General features: G+C 35.0%; 17 protein-coding genes and 1 pseudogene. 16 read left to right on the top strand and 2 right to left on the bottom strand.

From position 1 onward, the window contains the following. The first annotated feature begins 189 nt into the window (after positions 1 to 189). From CXF59_RS00820 to trpA, 8 genes are all read left to right on the top strand, one after another. Complete coding sequence (locus tag CXF59_RS00820) at positions 190 to 1,590, top strand: anthranilate synthase component I family protein (RefSeq protein WP_101135828.1); 1,401 nt, start codon at positions 190 to 192, stop codon at positions 1,588 to 1,590. Positions 1,591 to 1,678: 88 nt separating this feature from the next. Then, a complete protein-coding gene (locus tag CXF59_RS00815; protein WP_101135827.1) occupies positions 1,679 to 2,251 on the top strand; it encodes an aminodeoxychorismate/anthranilate synthase component II in 573 nt (190 codons plus the stop codon). A gap of 120 nt (positions 2,252 to 2,371) precedes the next feature. Next, a complete protein-coding gene (gene trpD, locus CXF59_RS00810) occupies positions 2,372 to 3,370 on the top strand; it encodes an anthranilate phosphoribosyltransferase (RefSeq protein WP_101135826.1) in 999 nt (332 codons plus the stop codon). Between the two features lie 56 nt (positions 3,371 to 3,426). After that, positions 3,427 to 4,209 (top strand): indole-3-glycerol phosphate synthase TrpC, encoded by a 783-nt coding sequence (gene trpC, locus CXF59_RS00805; protein WP_101135825.1) that lies wholly within the window; start codon positions 3,427 to 3,429, stop codon positions 4,207 to 4,209. Positions 4,210 to 4,291: 82 nt separating this feature from the next. After that, a complete protein-coding gene (locus CXF59_RS00800) occupies positions 4,292 to 4,927 on the top strand; it encodes a phosphoribosylanthranilate isomerase (protein WP_101135824.1) in 636 nt (211 codons plus the stop codon). A gap of 4 nt (positions 4,928 to 4,931) precedes the next feature. Then, positions 4,932 to 6,113 carry a tryptophan synthase subunit beta gene (gene trpB / locus CXF59_RS00795; protein WP_101136112.1) on the top strand — a complete coding sequence of 394 codons (1,182 nt, stop codon included), beginning with the start codon at positions 4,932 to 4,934 and terminating at the stop codon, positions 6,111 to 6,113. A 145-nt stretch (positions 6,114 to 6,258) separates the two neighbouring features. Then, on the top strand, positions 6,259 to 6,579 hold the full coding sequence (locus CXF59_RS00790) for a gamma-glutamylcyclotransferase family protein (protein ID WP_101135823.1): 321 nt from the start codon (positions 6,259 to 6,261) through the stop codon (positions 6,577 to 6,579). Between the two features lie 52 nt (positions 6,580 to 6,631). Beyond that, complete coding sequence (trpA, locus tag CXF59_RS00785) at positions 6,632 to 7,393, top strand: tryptophan synthase subunit alpha (RefSeq protein WP_101135822.1); 762 nt, start codon at positions 6,632 to 6,634, stop codon at positions 7,391 to 7,393. Between the two features lie 122 nt (positions 7,394 to 7,515). Here trpA and CXF59_RS00780 read toward each other — a convergent pair whose 3' ends face one another. After that, the gene (locus CXF59_RS00780; RefSeq protein WP_101136111.1) at positions 7,516 to 8,067 is read right to left on the bottom strand and encodes a DUF4494 domain-containing protein; all 552 of its coding nucleotides are present in this window, start codon (positions 8,065 to 8,067) and stop codon (positions 7,516 to 7,518) included. Positions 8,068 to 8,434: 367 nt separating this feature from the next. Here CXF59_RS00780 and CXF59_RS00775 point away from each other — a divergent pair, with 367 nt between their 5' ends. From CXF59_RS00775 to CXF59_RS00760, 4 genes are read left to right on the top strand one after another with little or no spacing between them, the layout of a single operon-like run. After that, the gene (locus CXF59_RS00775) at positions 8,435 to 9,067 is read left to right on the top strand and encodes a TetR/AcrR family transcriptional regulator (RefSeq protein WP_101135821.1); all 633 of its coding nucleotides are present in this window, start codon (positions 8,435 to 8,437) and stop codon (positions 9,065 to 9,067) included. Next, a complete protein-coding gene (locus tag CXF59_RS00770; RefSeq protein WP_101135820.1) occupies positions 9,057 to 10,388 on the top strand; it encodes a TolC family protein in 1,332 nt (443 codons plus the stop codon). The genes CXF59_RS00775 and CXF59_RS00770 overlap by 11 nt, the downstream gene beginning before the upstream one ends. A 12-nt stretch (positions 10,389 to 10,400) precedes the next feature. Further along, complete coding sequence (locus CXF59_RS00765) at positions 10,401 to 11,480, top strand: HlyD family secretion protein (RefSeq protein ID WP_101135819.1); 1,080 nt, start codon at positions 10,401 to 10,403, stop codon at positions 11,478 to 11,480. Between the two features lies 1 nt (position 11,481). Next, on the top strand, positions 11,482 to 13,068 hold the full coding sequence (locus CXF59_RS00760; RefSeq protein ID WP_101135818.1) for an MDR family MFS transporter: 1,587 nt from the start codon (positions 11,482 to 11,484) through the stop codon (positions 13,066 to 13,068). Positions 13,069 to 13,147: 79 nt separating this feature from the next. On the opposite strand, the gene yaaA is transcribed toward CXF59_RS00760, so the two are convergent. Continuing rightward, the gene (yaaA, locus tag CXF59_RS00755) at positions 13,148 to 13,906 is read right to left on the bottom strand and encodes a peroxide stress protein YaaA (RefSeq protein ID WP_101135817.1); all 759 of its coding nucleotides are present in this window, start codon (positions 13,904 to 13,906) and stop codon (positions 13,148 to 13,150) included. A 171-nt stretch (positions 13,907 to 14,077) separates the two neighbouring features. On the opposite strand from yaaA, the gene CXF59_RS00750 reads away from it, so the two are divergent. The 4 genes and pseudogenes from CXF59_RS00750 to CXF59_RS00735 all read left to right on the top strand — a co-directional run bounded on the left by CXF59_RS00750 (position 14,078) and on the right by CXF59_RS00735 (position 18,524). Next, a complete protein-coding gene (locus tag CXF59_RS00750) occupies positions 14,078 to 14,602 on the top strand; it encodes a GNAT family N-acetyltransferase (protein WP_101135816.1) in 525 nt (174 codons plus the stop codon). A gap of 322 nt (positions 14,603 to 14,924) precedes the next feature. Then, complete coding sequence (gene nhaA, locus CXF59_RS00745; protein ID WP_198554606.1) at positions 14,925 to 16,115, top strand: Na+/H+ antiporter NhaA; 1,191 nt, start codon at positions 14,925 to 14,927, stop codon at positions 16,113 to 16,115. Beyond that, positions 16,096 to 17,395, top strand: a pseudogene (locus tag CXF59_RS00740) (DUF389 domain-containing protein). Before nhaA ends, CXF59_RS00740 begins: the two are co-directional and overlap by 20 nt. Positions 17,396 to 17,660: 265 nt before the next feature. Then, positions 17,661 to 18,524 carry a hypothetical protein gene (locus CXF59_RS00735; RefSeq protein WP_232758548.1) on the top strand — a complete coding sequence of 288 codons (864 nt, stop codon included), beginning with the start codon at positions 17,661 to 17,663 and terminating at the stop codon, positions 18,522 to 18,524. Positions 18,525 to 18,541: the final 17 nt, after the last annotated feature.

Below are 18,541 nucleotides of genomic sequence, written 5' to 3'. Positions count from 1 at the left end.
ATTTGTATCATGAGCACAAATACAAACAATACTTGGTGGTGGAACAATTTACGTCAGACGTCGTGAACAAAGCTCCTATGGTATTATCAACTATAAATATAAAAGGCTTGTCATCACGACAAGCCTTTTTTTTTATGTTTATTTATTTTAAAAATCACTTAAGACTTTAAACCTTAAATTTTACACAAATTGAAACCTTTCCTCTTTAAAACAAAATATAAGCAAATACTTGCTGATACCATAACTCCGGTTAGTGTATATTTCAAGATACGCGATAAATTCCCAAACAGTCTTCTCTTAGAAAGTAGTGATTATCATGGAAGTGATAATAGTTTCTCGTACATCTGCTGCAATCCTATCGCTTCTATAAAAATAGAAAACGAAATAATTTACAAAACCTTCCCTGACGGTACCACAGAAAAAGTAGCTATCGATGCGAATACAAATATTCCAGAAGTGATTCAAGAGTTTTCAGGGCAGTTTAAATCAGAGAAAAACGAATTTAAATTTATCAATAATGGTTTGTTTGGGTATATTTCTTATGACGCTGTTCGGTATTTTGAAAAAGTAACAATTGCTAAAAAAGACAATAGTATTTCAATACCAGACGTTTATTATGCGGTATATCAAAATATCATTGCGATCAATCATTTTAAAAATGAAGCGTATATCTTCTGCCATAGTTTAGACGGGAAAAATAACATTTCTGAAATTGAACAATTATTACAATCTAGAAATATTGCATCCTATAAATTTTCAAAAGAAGGCGAAGGCTTTTCAAATTTGACAGACGAAGAGTTCAAACATAATGTGGCTTTGGCCAAAAAGCATTGTTTCCGAGGAGATGTATTCCAATTGGTCTTATCTCGTAGGTTTACTCAAGGCTTCAAAGGAGACGAATTCAATGTGTACAGAGCATTGCGAAGCATCAACCCTTCCCCTTATTTATTCTTTTTTGATTATGGAGATTTCAAAATATTTGGTTCTTCACCTGAAGCACAAATTATTGTAAAAGACCGTAAGGCCGAAATCCATCCTATCGCAGGAACTTTTAAAAGAACAGGTGATGATGAAAAAGACGCAATATTAGCCAAAGAATTATCCGAAGATAAAAAAGAAAATAGCGAGCACGTAATGTTAGTCGATTTGGCCCGTAACGATTTAAGTAGGAATGGTCATACTGTGACTGTAGATAAATACAGGGAAGTACAGTTTTTTTCCCATGTGATTCATTTGGTTTCCAGAGTCACCGGACATTTACATGAAAAAGCTACCACTATGCAAGTGGTCGCCGATACTTTTCCAGCAGGAACATTAAGTGGAGCGCCAAAACATAGGGCTATGCAGCTAATCGAAGAGTACGAAAAAACAAATCGTAATTTTTATGGAGGTGCCATAGGTTTCATGGACTTTGAAGGGAATTTTAACCATGCCATTATGATTCGAACCTTTCTGAGTAAGAATCACCAATTACACTCTCAAGCGGGAGCCGGAATTGTTGCCGGATCAGACGAAGAAAGCGAAATGGAAGAAGTGTATAATAAACTCCGTGCATTGAATAAGGCGCTGGATTTAGCAGAAACTATTTAAAAAACGAATTTAAAGATTTAATAATTTTAGCATTTAAAGATTGTTCTAACCACGTTTTTCAATCTTTTAATCATTCAATTTTTCAATAATGAAAACAAAAAAAGTATTAGTTATAGATAATTACGATAGTTTCGTTTACAATCTGGTCCATTATCTGGAAGATTTAGAGTGCGAAGTGACAGTGTACAGAAACGATGAGTTTAATATCGATGAAATAGCAGAATTTGACAAAATATTACTTTCTCCTGGTCCTGGAGTACCTGAAGAAGCCGGGTTATTGAAAGATATCATTCGGAAATACGGTGCTACAAAAAGTATTCTTGGCGTCTGCCTTGGACAGCAAGCAATTGGCGAAGTCTATGGAGGAACACTATCGAATCTTGAAAAAGTATACCACGGGATTGCTACAATGGTAAAAACAGTAGTTGATGACGAAGGTCTATTCGAAGGTCTAGGAAACGAGTTTGAAGTAGGACGCTATCACTCTTGGGTTGTTGATTCCACTTTACCAGAAATGCTAGAAGCGACTTCCTTTGATGAAAATGGCCAAGTAATGTCTTTGCGTCATAGAACATTTGATGTGCGCGGGGTACAATTTCATCCAGAAAGTGTGTTAACTCCAAACGGGAAAAAGATTTTAGAGAATTGGTTAAATAGCTAATCTTCCCCACTAGCCCCTTTCTAAAGAGAGGAAGCAGAAACCACATAATCTGATTACAGTTAAAGTTAATTAAAACAAAACTTTATGCCTTCGTGCCTTCGCGGCAAAAAAACAAACAAAATGAAAAACATATTAAATAGATTAATCAATCACGAAATGCTTACTGCAGCAGAAGCAAAAGAGGTCTTGGTCAATATCTCTAACGGCAGTTATAACCCAAGTCAAATCTCTGCTTTTTTAACCGTTTTCATGATGCGCAGCATCAGTATTGAGGAACTTTCCGGTTTTAGAGACGCTTTATTGGAATTGTGTATTCGTGTTGATTTATCGGACTATAACACAATTGACCTATGTGGGACAGGCGGTGACGGAAAAGATACCTTCAATATTTCTACTCTAGCCTCTTTTATCGCTGCAGGAGCAGGAGTAAAAGTGGCTAAACACGGAAATTATGGAGTTTCTTCTATTTCTGGTTCTAGTAACGTGATGGAAAAACTAGGGATCAAATTCAGTGATGATACTGATTTCTTAAAACGAAGCATCGACAAAGCTGGTATTTGTGTTTTACATGCTCCTTTATTTCACCCTGCCATGAAAAATGTAGGCCCAATTCGAAAAGAATTAGCGGTTAAAACCTTTTTTAATATGCTGGGTCCGATGGTCAATCCATCATTCCCACAGAATCAATTAGTAGGCGTTTTTAATCTAGAACTAGCTAGAATATATGCTTATCTCTATCAAAATACCGATGTGAATGTCACCATTCTCCACTCATTGGACGGCTATGATGAAGTATCTTTGACTGGACCAACAAAGATTATCACTAGTTCAATGGAAGGGGTGCTAAATCCAGCGGATTTTGGCGTGAATCTCTTGTCACAAAGTGAAATCCAAGGGGGACAAACAATTGAAGAATCTGCCCAAATGTTTACCAATATAATTTCTGGTAAGGGAACGGAAGCCCAAAACAATGTAGTTTGTGCCAATGCGGGAATGGCCATCGCAACGACGACGAGATGTACACCGCTCGAAGGATTCCAAATAGCTAAGGAAAGTCTACTTTCGGGTAAAGGACTAAAAGCATTAACGACTTTACAGGAATTGAGTAAAGCCTCTTAACACCAAAAGGGGGAATTTGGATAGAAATTCAATTATTAAAACTTTAAAATACAAAAATGAACATCTTAGATAAAATAATAGTTGATAAAAGAAGAGAAGTCATTCTCAAAAAATTAATCATTCCTGTTTCTCAATTAGAAGCCTCTATCTTTTTTTCGAAAAAGACTGTTTCGCTAAGTGAAAACTTAAAAAACAGTACTACTGGAATTATTGCTGAACACAAGCGTCGTTCTCCATCAAAGGCAGAGATAAATTATAGCTTTACAGTTGAAGAGGTAGTAAAAGGATATGAAAGTGCCGGTGCTTGCGGAATTTCGGTATTAACAGACGGTAAATATTTTGGCGGTTCTTTAGATGATTTACTTTTGGCAAGAGCCTCAGTAGCTATCCCTTTACTGCGGAAAGAATTCATAGTAGATGAATACCAAATCCTCGAAGCAAAAGCCTACGGAGCTGATTTAATTTTGTTAATAGCAGCGGTATTGACAAGAGAAGAGATAAAATCTTTATCGAAATTTGCCAAAGCATTAGGACTAGAAGTGTTATTAGAAGTACACAATCAGGAAGAACTGGAAAAATCAATTATGCCAACATTAGACATTATTGGCGTGAACAACCGAAATCTAAAAACTTTTGAAGTAAGTTTAGATTACAGCAAACAATTAGCCTCGCAAATACCGGCCGAATTTGTAAAAATTTCCGAAAGCGGCATTAGCTCGATTGGAGCTATAAATGAATTAAAACCCTTTGGATACCAAGGATTTCTAATAGGAGAAAACTTCATGAAAACAGAAAATGCGGGAAAAGCAGCTGCCGAATTTATTACGAAACTAAATTAGGACTAAGAACACAAATAATTGTTAAACTCTTAGTGAATTTAGTGTATTCTTTGTGAACTTTGTTGTAAAAAAATCAATAGTTATGAAACTCAAAATCTGCGGTATGAAATACCCTGATAACATACTCAAAGTGGGATCGCTACTACCCGATTATATGGGATTTATCTTTTGGGAAAAATCATCGCGGTATTTTGATGGTATCATTCCTACTTTACCAGGCTCGATAAAAAAAGTTGGTGTTTTTGTTAATGAAACACTTTCTATTATTATAGAAAAAGTATTGAAACACGATTTACAAGCCGTTCAATTGCACGGTAAAGAATCAGTTGACTTCATTGAAGTCTTGCGCCGCCAATTGCCAAAAGATATTGAAATTATAAAAGTCTTTTCTATACAAGATGAATTTGACTTTAGCGCATTAAAGCCCTTCGAAGACTTCTGCGATTATTTTCTCTTTGATACAAAAGGAAAGTTACCCGGTGGAAACGGAACTACTTTCGATTGGAAAGTATTGGAAAATTATCCATCCACAAAGTCCTTTTTTCTAAGTGGCGGTATAGGACTTGAAGAATTGGAAGCAGTTAAAGAAATAACAAAAACGAATCTACCCGTTTACGCTATTGATGTAAACAGTAAATTTGAAATAGAGCCAGGATTAAAAAACATCAATGATATACGGACAATTCGCGAATTGTCTCTATCGAAAAACAAAAAATAAAATCATGTCATACCACGTAAACGAAAAAGGCTATTATGGTGAATTTGGAGGAGCCTACATTCCTGAAATGTTATATCCAAATGTTGAAGAATTACGCCAAAATTATTTAAAAATAATGGCTGAGCCAAGCTTTCAAGCTGAGTTTGATTCTCTTTTAAAAGAATATGTAGGCCGCCCTACCCCTCTTTATTTTGCAGAGCGCTTGTCTAAAGAATACAATACAAAAGTATACCTAAAAAGAGAAGATTTATGCCATACTGGTGCGCATAAAATCAATAATACCATTGGACAAATTTTACTTGCCAAACGTTTGGGAAAAACTCGTATTATTGCTGAAACTGGAGCTGGACAGCACGGTGTAGCAACAGCAACAGTATGCGCTTTGATGGGATTGCAGTGCATCGTCTATATGGGCGAAGTTGACATCAAGCGTCAAGCGCCAAATGTAGCACGTATGAAAATGCTAGGTGCTGAAGTTCGCCCAGCACTTTCAGGTTCTAAAACCCTAAAAGATGCTACAAACGAAGCGATTCGCGACTGGATTAATAATCCAATAGATACCTATTATATTATTGGTTCTGTAGTAGGACCGCATCCTTATCCTGACATGGTAGCCCGTTTTCAAAGTGTTGTATCTGAAGAAATAAAAATACAATTACTGGAAAAAGAAGGAAGAGAAAATCCTGATTATCTAATCGCCTGCGTGGGTGGAGGGAGTAATGCAGCCGGTACTTATTACCATTACCTAGATAACGAAGAAGTAAATATCATCGCAGTTGAAGCAGCAGGTCTCGGAGTAGATTCTGGTGAGAGCGCTGCTACCTCCGTTCTAGGGAAAGTAGGTGTTATTCATGGCGCCAAAACCTTGTTGATGCAATCTACGGATGGACAGATTACTGAACCATATTCCATTTCGGCAGGATTAGATTACCCAGGTGTTGGGCCTATGCACGCTAATCTTTACGCAACGGGAAGAGCACAGTTTATCTCAATTACCGACGAACAAGCGATGCAGTGGGGACTAAAACTTTCTAAAATGGAAGGAATAATTCCAGCAATTGAAACTGCTCACGCTTTTGCCGTTCTGGACGAAATGAAATTCAAACCAGAGGATATTGTAGTGATTAATCTGTCAGGACGTGGCGACAAAGATTTAAATACGTATATTGATTACTTTAAATTATAAATTAGTTTCCATAAATTAACTGTTGGGGTTGTGCTGGCTTTATTTCAGCGTGTTTCCTTTTAGCCTAAAATAATTTCGGGAGTAGAAGGAAAAGCAATCCATAGGAAGGAAATCTGATTTACATATAAATCATAAATATAAAAAAATGGAAAATTTATTTGCCTACGGATCCTTAAGAGAAGAAGAAGTACAAAAAACTGTATTTGGACGAATCCTTCAAGGAGTTCCAGAAAAATTATTAGGATACGAAGTAAAAAGAATAGAAATAGAAGAAGAATTTGGACTAGAAAACTATCCAATTATCACTCCTACCGAAGATGATTCAGATTGCATTGAAGGAATAGTCTATGAGCTAACCGTTCAAGAACTTCAACTTTCTGACACCTATGAAGGTAACTCTTATAGCCGGATTCAAGTCCCATTAAAATCTAAGCAAATGGTATGGGCTTACAGCGCTAAGCTATAAACGAACTAAAAATAGGCTCCACACAGATGCAGCATCTGATAAAATAATCAAAATGAATAGAATAAATCAAAAATTACAAGAGGACAATAAGATACTATCCATCTATTTTTCTGCTGGATACCCAAATCTAAATGATACGGTACAAATCATTCAGGATTTAGAAAAAAATGGTGTCGATATGATCGAAATCGGATTACCTTTCAGTGATCCATTAGCAGATGGTCCTACAATACAAGAAAGCTCCACTCAAGCACTTCATAATGGAATAAACACACAAGTGTTGTTTGACCAATTAAAAGACATTCGGAAGTCAGTATCTATTCCCTTAATTATCATGGGCTATTTTAATCCGATGTTACAATACGGCGTAGAAAACTTCTGTAAGAAATGTGCTGAAATTGGTATCGATGGACTCATTATTCCTGATCTACCGGTTGATGTTTATGCTGATGAATACAAGGGGATATTTGAAAAATACGGACTAATAAACGTACTCTTGATTACACCTCAAACTTCAGTTGAACGAATTAACTTCATAGACAGCGTCTCTAACGGATTCATCTACATGGTAAGTTCAGCAAGTGTAACTGGATCTCAATCAGGATTTGGAAATGCGCAAGAAGCCTATTTCAAACGCATTGCCGACATGAATCTCAAGAGTCCACAAGTCATCGGTTTTGGAATCAATAACAAAGAAACGTTTAATCAAGCGACACAATTCGCCAAAGGTGCTATCATAGGAAGTGCTTTTATCCAAGACCTAACTAAAAACGGAACTGGAAAAATTGCGGAATTTGTTAAATCGATTCGATAAAAATAGTAGAATACAAATTAATAGTGATTTTATATTGATCGCAAATTCCCAAATTACATACTCCTTTTAGGACTGCGTAATTTGCGAATTTGCTGTATTTTTTTTAAAAAACTTTAGAAATCTTAAGAAGCCGTTTCTTCTTCAACAACAAATTCCATAGTATCCTCTGTTTCTGCTGCAACTTCGGGTCGAGACGCCTTGAGTGCGTTAAACTTTTCTATTTTTTCCAAGTCTTCTTCCTCTCCAGAGAAATAAGGAAATACATCCATAATAGGAGATTCTGAAACAGCTGGAATGCTATACTCACCCATAGTGCTTTGCATGATTCCCATTGTATTATCAAAAGCTTCTTTTACATCGTTTGCCTGTACTAAAAAATACATATTGGTTTTACGTTCTTTACCACTTTCTTCGTCATAAGCTAATAAAGAAATTTTCGATTTAAACCAACGATCACAATTTTCAAAAGGATGAATCTCTGCATAATTAGCTACTTTTATGTTCGTAATTTTAAACTCTTCACTGATATAAGCTGCCATCTCTTCATTGATTCTACTTTCGGCTTCAGTATACGATAAAGCATCTACCAAATACGGTTCAGTCGTAATCTTTTGTCCACCAGTTTCATCTGTTTTTCTATATTTTACTTTGCATTCATACCAAGTTGTACTCATCTCTTTATTTTTTAGGATGTCAAAGATAGATTTTAAAGAAAAAAAAATAGAGTATTCACCAAATAGATATCCACAATTTTGAATCAGCAACGTATCCCTTTTATTGCCAGTGTTTTAAATTTCATGACCTCTAAGCCGGCTTCGTTACCTATGCCAAATACATTTTGAAATAAGAACAAAAACGACAAAACAAAAAATCGGAATGCTAGTTCTAGTTATCTAATAGCACTACTATATCGCGATCAACACGAAATACTATCAACCGACTAAAAAACAGCCTTAAAACCTTGTTAATATTATGTTAAATAAAATTTAAACAAGCGTTTAATTTAAACAGTTGTTTAAATTTACCAGATATTTAACAACTATGTCCGTTATTCCTGATTTTAACGAAAAACAAATCCAAATCCTTCTAGTGGCAGAATCCTTATTTGCCGAAAAAGGATTTGATGGAACTTCCATTAGAAACATCGCTAAAATGGCCAAGATTAACATTGCCATGGTTTCTTATTACTTTGGATCTAAAGAACGTTTACTAGAATCGCTAATATCTTATAGAACTAAAGATTTAAAGATTCAAATAGAGAATTTGTTGATTGAAGACCTCGACCCCATTGCCAAGATCAATAAATTGATTGCCATTTACATAAATAGGATTAATACAAATAAGGGGATTTTTAGAATTCTTCATTTTGAAGTGGCTACCAAAAAAAAGGAAATAAATATTAAATCCTTTTATGATTTACGAAAAAGTAATTTTAAATCTCTTGAAGCCATCATTACCGAAGGCCAGGAAAAAGGCGTGTTTAGGAAAGACATTTCAATTCCGTTGATAACCCCCACTATTCTTGGCACTTTTTTCCATTTCTATATGAATAAAGAGTATTTCATGGATTTATTAAATTTAAAGACAGAGGAATTATACAACAATTATATAAAGGTCAATCTGACTAAACACATTCAACAAACCATAAAAGCACTTCTGATATATGAAAGTTAGTCAACTCATGCTGTTTGGGATATTCTTCATCGGAATTTCATCAATAGAAGCACAAGAAAAAAAGAGCTTAACCCTCGATGAAGCCATTCATTTGGCCTGGGCCAAAAGCAACGAAGTTTCTTTGGCAAACACTAAAGTAAACACCAAAAAACACGAATTACAGTCTGTAAATAACAACAGATATCCTGATTTAAAAATTTCAGGACAGTACCAACGATTGACAAACGCATCCGTTGATTTAAAAATCAACAAAAATAATAGTGCAACTGCTGAACCAATACCTATCGTAAATCAATTAATGCTAGGACAAGTAAACGCAAGCCTCCCCATATTTGCCGGTTTTAAAATTCAAAACAGCATTAAAGCCTACGATAACATGTATCAGGCTGAAACAGCCAGTGCCATGCAAACCAAGGAAGAAGTAGCAATGATGGTGGTTAATTACTATGCCAGTTTGTATAAAGCACAAAAAACGGTAGAACTTTTAAAAGAAAATCAAAAAAGTGCACAACAACGGGTTGCGGATTTCCTTCAACTGGAAAAAAACGGAATCATTCCAAGAAATGATTTATTGAAATCACAACTTCAAGTTTCAAAAATACAGCTATCCTTAGATAGTGCAATAAGTGATTTAAATATTGTAAATATGGAGCTTGTCAGTCTGTTAAAAATGGATTCCAAAACAAAGTTAGAAATCAAAGAAAGTGATTTTGCTGACTTCCAAGTGAGCAATATTCCAACCAATGATGAACTAGCCTTAAAAAATCGTAAAGATTTAGAGTCCATTCGATTGCAAGAAAAAGCAAGTTTAGCTAATGTTCAAATTGCCAAAAGTGGCTACTACCCCTCCATTTCGATCATCGGTGGTTTTACTGCATTAAATTTACAAAATATAATCACAGTGCAAAATGCGATGAACATTGGTGTTGGTGTATCTTATGATTTAAGTGGTATTCTAAAAAACGGTACCAATGTTAAGATAGCGGAAAGCAAAGCACTTGAAGTACAAAATTCAGAAATAATGCTTACCGACGATATCAAAATACAAGTACAAAAAGCCATTGAGGGTTATGATTTGGCTTTAAAACAAGATTTAGTTTACAATCAGGCGGTGGAACAGGCATCAGAAAATTACAGAATTATAAAAGATAAATACGATAACGGTTTATCTGACACAAATGATCTTCTTGAAGCTGATGTAGAGCAACTGGGTTCCAATATCAATAGAACACTGGCAAGGGCTAATGTTATCCAAAAATACTATGAGTTGCTTTCTGTAAGCGGGCAATTAAACCAAACTTTCAATCTTTCAAAAATATAATCGACACCTAAAATGACTAATAAAAAAACCAATACCAAGTTTATCATTATAATCACTTCATTAGTACTACTAGGTGTTACTTATGGAACCTATAAGTATATCCACTCGCTTTCTCACGAAGGGACAGATGATGCACAGATTGAGAAAAACATGAACCCAATTATTCCCAGAGTATCGGGATATGTAAGTAAAGTGTTTATAAAAGACAACGATTTTGTCAAAAAAGGAGATACTTTATTTACAATCGACAAAAAAGATTACCAATTAAAAATTGATGAAGCAACAGCGAACCTCGCTGCAGCGGAAGGAAATTTAGAAATTACTAAAGCGGATATCGGTAGTATTTTAGCCAGTATTTCCGTATCGGAAGCCAACGTGAAATCAGCCGGAGGAAACATTGAAACCGCCAAAATCAGATTGAATCGTGTTAGCAATGATTACGACCGATATAACAATTTATATAAAAGCCATACTATTACTAAACAGCAATACGAACAGGCCTTATCGGCTAAATTAGAAGCTGAAAATCAGGTACGTATTTTGCAACAGCAGGAAAAAGCAAGTGCATTTCAAAAATCAGTTGTTGTAGCTAAGTCAAAAGCCACTGACAAACAAACTGATGTGGCTGATGCCAATATTAAAAGAGCGAGAGCATTGCTTGCCTCCGCAGTTTTAAATTTAAGCTATACGGCCATAACTGCTGCAATTGACGGGCAGGTTTCTAAAATTGACATTCAACCGGGACAACTAGTTCAACCGGGACAATCTCTTTTTTATATCATCAACAACAATGAAGCTTGGGTCGTAGCCAATTTTAAAGAAACTCAATTAAATAAAATGGTGACCGGACAGAAGGTGACCATCAAAGTAGATGCGTATCCTGACTATGATTTTAATGGAACAATTACTTCCTTTTCCCCTGCAACCGGATCACGTTTTTCTATTTTACCTCCAGATAATGCCACTGGTAATTTTGTAAAAACAGTTCAGCGTTTACCGGTAAAAATTACTATTGATGCCAATAACGATATTGAAAAAATAAAATTATTACGTCCGGGAATGAATGTGGATGTAGACGTACACATAAAGTAAAATGATAATAGGACAAGGAGACGACGATTTAGTCGAATACGGCTTTAGACGGGTTATCATTACAATAACGGCAGTGCTTTGTGCTTTGCTGGAAATTGTAGATACCACTATTGTAAATGTGGCATTAACAAACATGAGAGGAAGCCTAGGTGCTACATTAACTGATGTAGCCTGGGTAATTACTGCATATGCTATCGCAAATGTGATTGTAATCCCCATGACTAGTTGGCTTTCACAGCAATTTGGAAGACGAAATTACTTTGCTGTTTCAATAATTATTTTTACAGTTGCTTCTTTCTTATGCGGTAATGCTACCAATATATGGGAGTTAGTGGCCTTCCGATTTATTCAAGGTCTTGGAGGTGGCGCTTTATTAGTAACGGCACAAACCATTATTACCGAGAGCTACCCTATTGCAAAAAGAGGAATGGCACAAGCCATTTATGGGATGGGTGTAATTGTAGGCCCTACATTAGGTCCGCCATTGGGAGGGTATCTTGTGGATCATTTTTCTTGGCCTTACATTTTTTACATCAATATTCCTTTAGGCATTATTGCCACTCTTTTGACTTTAAGCTTTGTAAGAAGTCCAAAATACGGAGAAAAATTGAAGTCGAACCAAGTAGATTGGATGGGAATCATTCTTTTGGCGTCCTTCATTGGTTCATTACAATTCGTACTGGAACATGGACAACAGGACGATTGGTTTAACAATAAACTAATTGTTTTATTGAGTGCCGTTTCCGTATTTGGATTAATACTGTTCATTTGGCGACAATTAACCTATAAATATCCAATCGTAAATTTAAGCGTTCTGAAAGACGGGAATTTAAGAATTGGTACTCTTATGGCTTTCATTCTCGGTTTTGGTTTGTACGGTTCCACATTAATAATTCCGATATATACACAATCCATTTTGGGATGGACTGCCACTGATGCTGGTTTATTGTTGATTCCTGGTTCTATAACTACTGCTTTTATGATGCCAATTATTGGTAAATTGATTCAAAAAGGAGTGCCTCAAGGCTACATGATTGGTGTTGGGTTTTTAATTTTCTTTTTATTTACCTTAATGATGCACAATAGCATGACACCGGATACTGGTGAAGAACATATGTATTGGGCATTAATTTTAAGAGGAATTGGTTTAGGGTTGCTTTTCGTCCCTATTACTACCTTATCACTATCCACTTTATCAGGGAAAAATATTGGTGAAGGAGCTGCATTTACGGGTATGATGAGACAATTGGGAGGTTCTTTTGGTATCGCCATCATTACTACCTTTATCACACGATTCACGCAGAAACACCGCGTCGATTTGATTGCACACTTAGATGGAAGTAAATTTGAAGTACAGCAACGATTACAGCTATTGCAAAAAGGTTTTATGTCAAAAGGATTTACTGCTAATGAATCCATGAAAAAAGCATATCAGGCAATTGATTACTCTGTCATGAAACAAAGTACTGTTTTGTCCTACATGGATATTTTCATGTATCTGGGAATTTTGTTTCTCTGTTGTATTCCAATTATATTCTTCATCAAAAGAGGAAAAAATAAAATCAATCCGGCAGATGCCATGCACTAATACCGTTTGCTAATTCAAACTAAGTCCATAAAAAACTCCGATCTACGTCGGAGTTTTTTATGGGTTATTGTCAAAAGAATTATCTGGTAAATACCAAATGATTCCCTTTTGAAAGAGTCGCATCAAATTGATACCCATCATAATTGAAGCCTTTTAAATCTTCTATTGTTTTTGCTTCTGTATCTATAATGTAACGCACCATCATACCTCTAGCTTTCTTAGCGTAAAAACTGATTATTTTAAGTTTCCCGTCTTTATAATCCTTAAAATCAGGAGTGATTACGGGAACTTTTAATCCTTTGACATCTACCGCCGAAAAATATTCATTACTTGCCAGGTTGACAAACAACTCGTCTTTTCCCAATTCTTTATTTAGAGCATCTGTTACTTTAGTTTTCCAAAATTCATATAAATTTTTATGATCTCCAACGGGTAATTTCGTACCCATTTCCAATCGGTATGCCTGAATTAAATCCAACGGTTTTAACACGCCATACAAACCCGAAAGTATTCGTAAACTATCTTGTAACCTTTCTATTTTCTCTGTCGGAATCGAATATGCATCTACGCCAGTATATACATCACCATCAAAAGCATAAATGGCAGGGCGCGCATTTTCAGGAGTAAAAGGAGTTTTCCAGTCTGTATTACGTTGCCAGTTCATATCCGCTAATTTTGCAGAAATATTCATTAATTCAGATAGGTCTTTTGGGGACCGTTGCTTCAATACTTTTTGGATTTCTCTTGATTCTTTCAGAAAAGCAGGATCAGTATATTTTGAAGTAGGTAGTTCCTTTTCAAAGTTCAAAGATTTGGCTGGTGATATGACAATTTTCATAATTAATCCTATTTCAGGTTGTTTTTAATACAAATTCAAAAGTACTAATTGAAAAACAATAAACAGACATTTATAAATCGATTTGTTTAATGAAGAAATAAAAATTGCAGCATATTTTAATTATGTTATTTTTGATCCTGAATTTTACGACAATGCACCCTATTTTTTATCATGAGCAAAATTGAAATTAGAAAAACAGCCCTATCAGATTTAGAATTGCTGCAAATTATCGGCAAACAAACCTTCACGGAAACTTTTGCGGCAGTAAATAGCCCTGAAAACCTTTCCAATTATATAGCCCTAAATTTTAATGTGGACCAATTGACACAGGAGCTCACTAATCCGGAATCTTCCTTTTACTTTGCCACTTTAGACACTACAATTATTGGTTATTTAAAAATAAATTTTGGTAATGCGCAAACTGAATTAATGGATGAGCATGCAATGGAAATCCATCGTATTTATGTTTTGCAGGAATACCAGGGTAAAAAAGTAGGACAGCTTTTAATTGATTACGTTCTGGAAATGGTGCATCAAAGTCATGTTAAATATATCTGGTTAGGAGTATGGGAAGAGAATTACAGAGCGCTTGAGTTTTATGCTAAAAATGGATTTGTCGCATTTGACAAACACATTTTCACTTTGGGGGATGACATACAAACCGACCTACTATTAAAGCTTCAAATAAAAAAATAACTCATGAAAAAACTATTCCTAATATTGAAACCGAATTAACTTTCAGTATTAAAGTATTCAAAAACAACCCCCTATTATTGCCATTTTGAATGAATTCCATTGATTAAACTCCATAAAAACCTCTTTTTATTAGTATCCAATTATCAAAAAAATAGTACTTAAATTCCCGTTTCAGGATTGTTAAGACTGTAACTTCTGATAATATTATCAATTTCTACAAGGAGATTAGTAACTATTTAGCTATTTTTGCCTTTCTAAGAATTAGTCCTGTAACTTAGCAACCAAAACGGAAACTCTTCCGGTTTTAGGCTAAAAAGAATCCATGAAGACAAAAATGAAAAAAACAATAAAGCGCATTTACAATTCAAATTTATTTAATGAGTTTTTTGAAAGCGAAAAAGCAACTGGGCTTATACTTATAGCGTGCACCGTATTTTCTTTGTTTATGGCAAATTCAATCTTTGGGTCACAATACCTTCACACCTGGCATATGAAACTGGGAGGAGAAAGTCTGGAATACTGGATTAATGATGGATTAATGACGATCTTCTTTTTATTAATTGGTTTAGAATTAGAAAGAGAAATCTATGAAGGTGAATTGTCAAACATAAAAGATGCTTTATTGCCCATATTTGCGGCATTAGGAGGAATGCTAGTACCTGCGGGACTGTATTTACTTTTGAACTACGGAGGTATTGCACAAGCCGGAGCAGGTATCCCTATGGCAACTGACATTGCTTTTGCATTGGGAATCCTATCTTTATTAGGGAATCGGGTACCACTTTCTTTGAAAATATTCTTAACGGCATTAGCAGTAATAGACGATTTAGGAGCGATTATGGTTATTGCCATCTTTTATACGAAAACCATTCTTTGGTCTAATCTTTTTTATGCTTTAGGTACAATGTTAGTGTTATTCATACTGAACCGCATGAAAGTTAAAAGTCTTATTCCTTACCTTATCGGTGGGGTTATAATGTGGTGGTTTATGCTACATTCAGGAATTCATGCAACTGTTACAGGCGTATTATTAGCCTTTGTCATTCCTTTTGGAAATGGAGATAAAGACTCTACCTCATCGATTTTACAACATTTTCTGCATAAACCCGTTGGTTTTTTAATACTTCCGCTCTTTGCTTTGGCCAATACAGCAATTGTTATAAGTTCAAACATAGGAGAAACTATTGCTCAACATTACAGTATCGGAATCGCTTTAGGATTAATCGTGGGAAAACCTTTGGGGATCTATCTCTTTTCTCTCCTGGCGGTCTCTTTGGGAATATGTAAACTCCCCTCAGATATGAATTGGAAAACAATTATTGGTGTCGGATTTTTGGGAGGAATAGGGTTTACAATGTCTATTTTCATAACTTTACTTGCTTTTGATGACAAAACTATAATTAGCAATGCCAAGTTTATCATTCTACTTTCTTCTTTAATTGCGGGCATAATAGGCTTTGTCTTTTTGAAAAAAACTTTAAAAGAAGGAGTTGGTGAAAACAATATTAAATAGTTTTTTCTCCTACATTAATCTGAGTAAGGGAGAAGAAGAAAAAAATAAAGTATTGGACTTTGTGAAGTCCAATATTTCCTTCAGAGGGTATAATTTGTGGATTTTAGCTTGTGCTATTGTCGTGGCATCAATTGGATTGAATGTAAATTCAACAGCAGTGATTATAGGTGCTATGCTTATATCTCCATTAATGGCCCCCATCATAGGAGCCGGTTTTGGATGAGGTGTTTATGACTTTGATTTACTTAAAAGATCTTTAAAAAACCTTCTTATAGCCATCATTATTGGTTTCGACCATTTATTTTTATGTCAGCCCATTCAAGGAAGCTCAACCCGAATTATTATCCCGAACTTCAGCTAATATCTATGATATTCTTATTGCCTTTTTTGGTGGTTTGGTTGGTGCAATTGCGATAACGAGAGTAGAGAAAGGGAATCCGATACCTGGAGTTGCGATAGCAACCGCACTTATGCCACCACTGTGCACCGCAGGATATGGACTGGCATTAGGGAGTTACAAATTCTTTTTCGGCGCTATGTATTTGTATTCCATCAACTGCGTATTCATTTGCATTTCTACTTTTTTCATTGTAAAATACTTAAAATACCCTACCAAAAAGCAGCTAGATGATCGATCCCAAAAACAGGTGAAATATATTATTTCAGGCTTAATCACAGTGTTAATATTACCAAGCATCTATTTCGCATACCTATTAATTGAAGAAAAAAAGTACCAACACCAGATTGATCTTTTTACGGATAATGAATTTTCAAATAAAGGAATTGCCATTTTGTATAAGAAAACAAAATTCAATCAAAAGCCTAAAAAACTGGAACTCGGATTTCTTACAAAAAGATATAGTGAAGATGAAATTAAGGAATTGAATCAAAGACTTAAAGACTACGATATAAAAGACACTAAGCTTACTGTAATGCAGGACACAACAGATCTTAAAAGCGATATTCTTAGTGAAATTAATTTCAACAAATCGGAACTAAGTCAAAAAGATGTTTCAATTTTAAAGTTAAAAAAAGAACTTGCCTTAAATACTTATGACAATAAAGCCTTGTTAGCTGAAATAAAAATTTTGTTTCCTGAAATTAATAATATTTCAATGGGTAACCATACTTTTAATGAAAATACGGATAGCTCCAGAACAATACCCGTACTGATTTATAGAAGCAAGCAAGGGCTTACTGCAAGCTCAGAAAAAAAATTATCCCTCTGGCTGCAACAACGCCTCGTAAAAAAACAAATCGAAATGTATAGCCAGAAATAGAATCATATTCTTGACTCCCATTATTTAGTTAGACTACTTAACGGCTAGTTAAGATATTTAGATTAATAAAAAACTCCCAATCGTACCATTGTAAGATTGGGAGTTTTTTATGCGGCGATTTATGCACTATCAGTAATTCGCCAATTTAGCAATATACTACAATACCGACCACTCATCGTATATATCTGATTTTTAACGATTAGTTAATTAATTAACTATTTAATTCTTTATATTTAAGTTATGCAAACCTCTAATAAAATGAATTATGAGTAAACCCTTACTTTGGTATTTTAGAAGACATTCTCTGTTGTTCAAAATAAGATTTAAAATGGTTTCCAGGAAATCATCGCTTGATCGTATTGAAAACTTTTGCTACAATACCATCAACCCTAAGTATGATATCCCTCCCATTTATTTTCAACTGAACCGTATGATTTTGGCACAACCAAAGTCAGACCTGAGTGATCTTGAAAAAGCAAAAAAAATAGCAAAATGGCTCAGAAACCATATCAAAGGGGGCCCGGGACTTGGAAAATCCTCCAACAAAGCATTACGAAAAATGATAAGAGGCGAAGGAGGCGTTTGCAGTGACATGTCACAGGTTTATAATAATTTCTGTGTCATCAATGATCTAAAAGTAAAAGAGTGGGGCTTAAAAATTATATCAAAAAACCGAACGATCCGCGGGGGCCATTCATTTAATGAGGTATACTCTCGGGAGTTTAAGAAGTGGGTTCTGATTGACGTATCCAAATCAATATTTTTTTACCACACTAACTGTAAAATACCCTTATCCGTTTTTGAACTAATCCAATTAAAAAAAGAAAACAAAGAAATCCATTATTTTGAGTTCAACAAAAAAGTTGTTGTTGACAAACAATATATAGAAGATATCTATCTTATACCAAACTCATTCCCTTTTCTGATTACTAATTATTCTAATAAAACCTATGATTACTTCTTGGATAAACTTAGTTTTCTCCCGGAATCAATAATCCACGGTCTGATATATCTCTCAGGTAAAAGTTACGTTTTTGAATTCCCGACCAAGGAATATAAAATGGAATACCCAATAACCAAACCCATCCTTGCAAAGGTTCATGATGGGTATCCAGTTAACGCCATATAGAAAAGTCCGCTCGAGAG

This window comes from Flavobacterium sp. ALD4 (assembly GCF_002836475.1).
GTDB lineage: Bacteria > Bacteroidota > Bacteroidia > Flavobacteriales > Flavobacteriaceae > Flavobacterium.
The sequence above is the reverse complement of the archived record's forward strand: the minus strand, read 5'-3'. Positions and strand labels throughout refer to the sequence as shown.

Coding starts and splice junctions, on each gene's coding strand:
- CXF59_RS00815 (WP_101135827.1), top strand. CDS start 1,679: ATGAAAACAAAAAAAGTATTAGTTATAGATAATTACGATAGTTTCGTT.
- trpC (WP_101135825.1), top strand. CDS start 3,427: ATGAACATCTTAGATAAAATAATAGTTGATAAAAGAAGAGAAGTCATT.
- trpB (WP_101136112.1), top strand. CDS start 4,932: ATGTCATACCACGTAAACGAAAAAGGCTATTATGGTGAATTTGGAGGA.
- CXF59_RS00735 (WP_232758548.1), top strand. CDS start 17,661: ATGAGTAAACCCTTACTTTGGTATTTTAGAAGACATTCTCTGTTGTTC.
- CXF59_RS00780 (WP_101136111.1), bottom strand. CDS start 8,067: ATGAGTACAACTTGGTATGAATGCAAAGTAAAATATAGAAAAACAGAT.
- CXF59_RS00800 (WP_101135824.1), top strand. CDS start 4,292: ATGAAACTCAAAATCTGCGGTATGAAATACCCTGATAACATACTCAAA.
- CXF59_RS00760 (WP_101135818.1), top strand. CDS start 11,482: ATGATAATAGGACAAGGAGACGACGATTTAGTCGAATACGGCTTTAGA.
- CXF59_RS00775 (WP_101135821.1), top strand. CDS start 8,435: ATGTCCGTTATTCCTGATTTTAACGAAAAACAAATCCAAATCCTTCTA.
- CXF59_RS00790 (WP_101135823.1), top strand. CDS start 6,259: ATGGAAAATTTATTTGCCTACGGATCCTTAAGAGAAGAAGAAGTACAA.
- CXF59_RS00765 (WP_101135819.1), top strand. CDS start 10,401: ATGACTAATAAAAAAACCAATACCAAGTTTATCATTATAATCACTTCA.
- trpD (WP_101135826.1), top strand. CDS start 2,372: ATGAAAAACATATTAAATAGATTAATCAATCACGAAATGCTTACTGCA.
- yaaA (WP_101135817.1), bottom strand. CDS start 13,906: ATGAAAATTGTCATATCACCAGCCAAATCTTTGAACTTTGAAAAGGAA.
- nhaA (WP_198554606.1), top strand. CDS start 14,925: ATGAAGACAAAAATGAAAAAAACAATAAAGCGCATTTACAATTCAAAT.
- CXF59_RS00750 (WP_101135816.1), top strand. CDS start 14,078: ATGAGCAAAATTGAAATTAGAAAAACAGCCCTATCAGATTTAGAATTG.
- trpA (WP_101135822.1), top strand. CDS start 6,632: ATGAATAGAATAAATCAAAAATTACAAGAGGACAATAAGATACTATCC.
- CXF59_RS00770 (WP_101135820.1), top strand. CDS start 9,057: ATGAAAGTTAGTCAACTCATGCTGTTTGGGATATTCTTCATCGGAATT.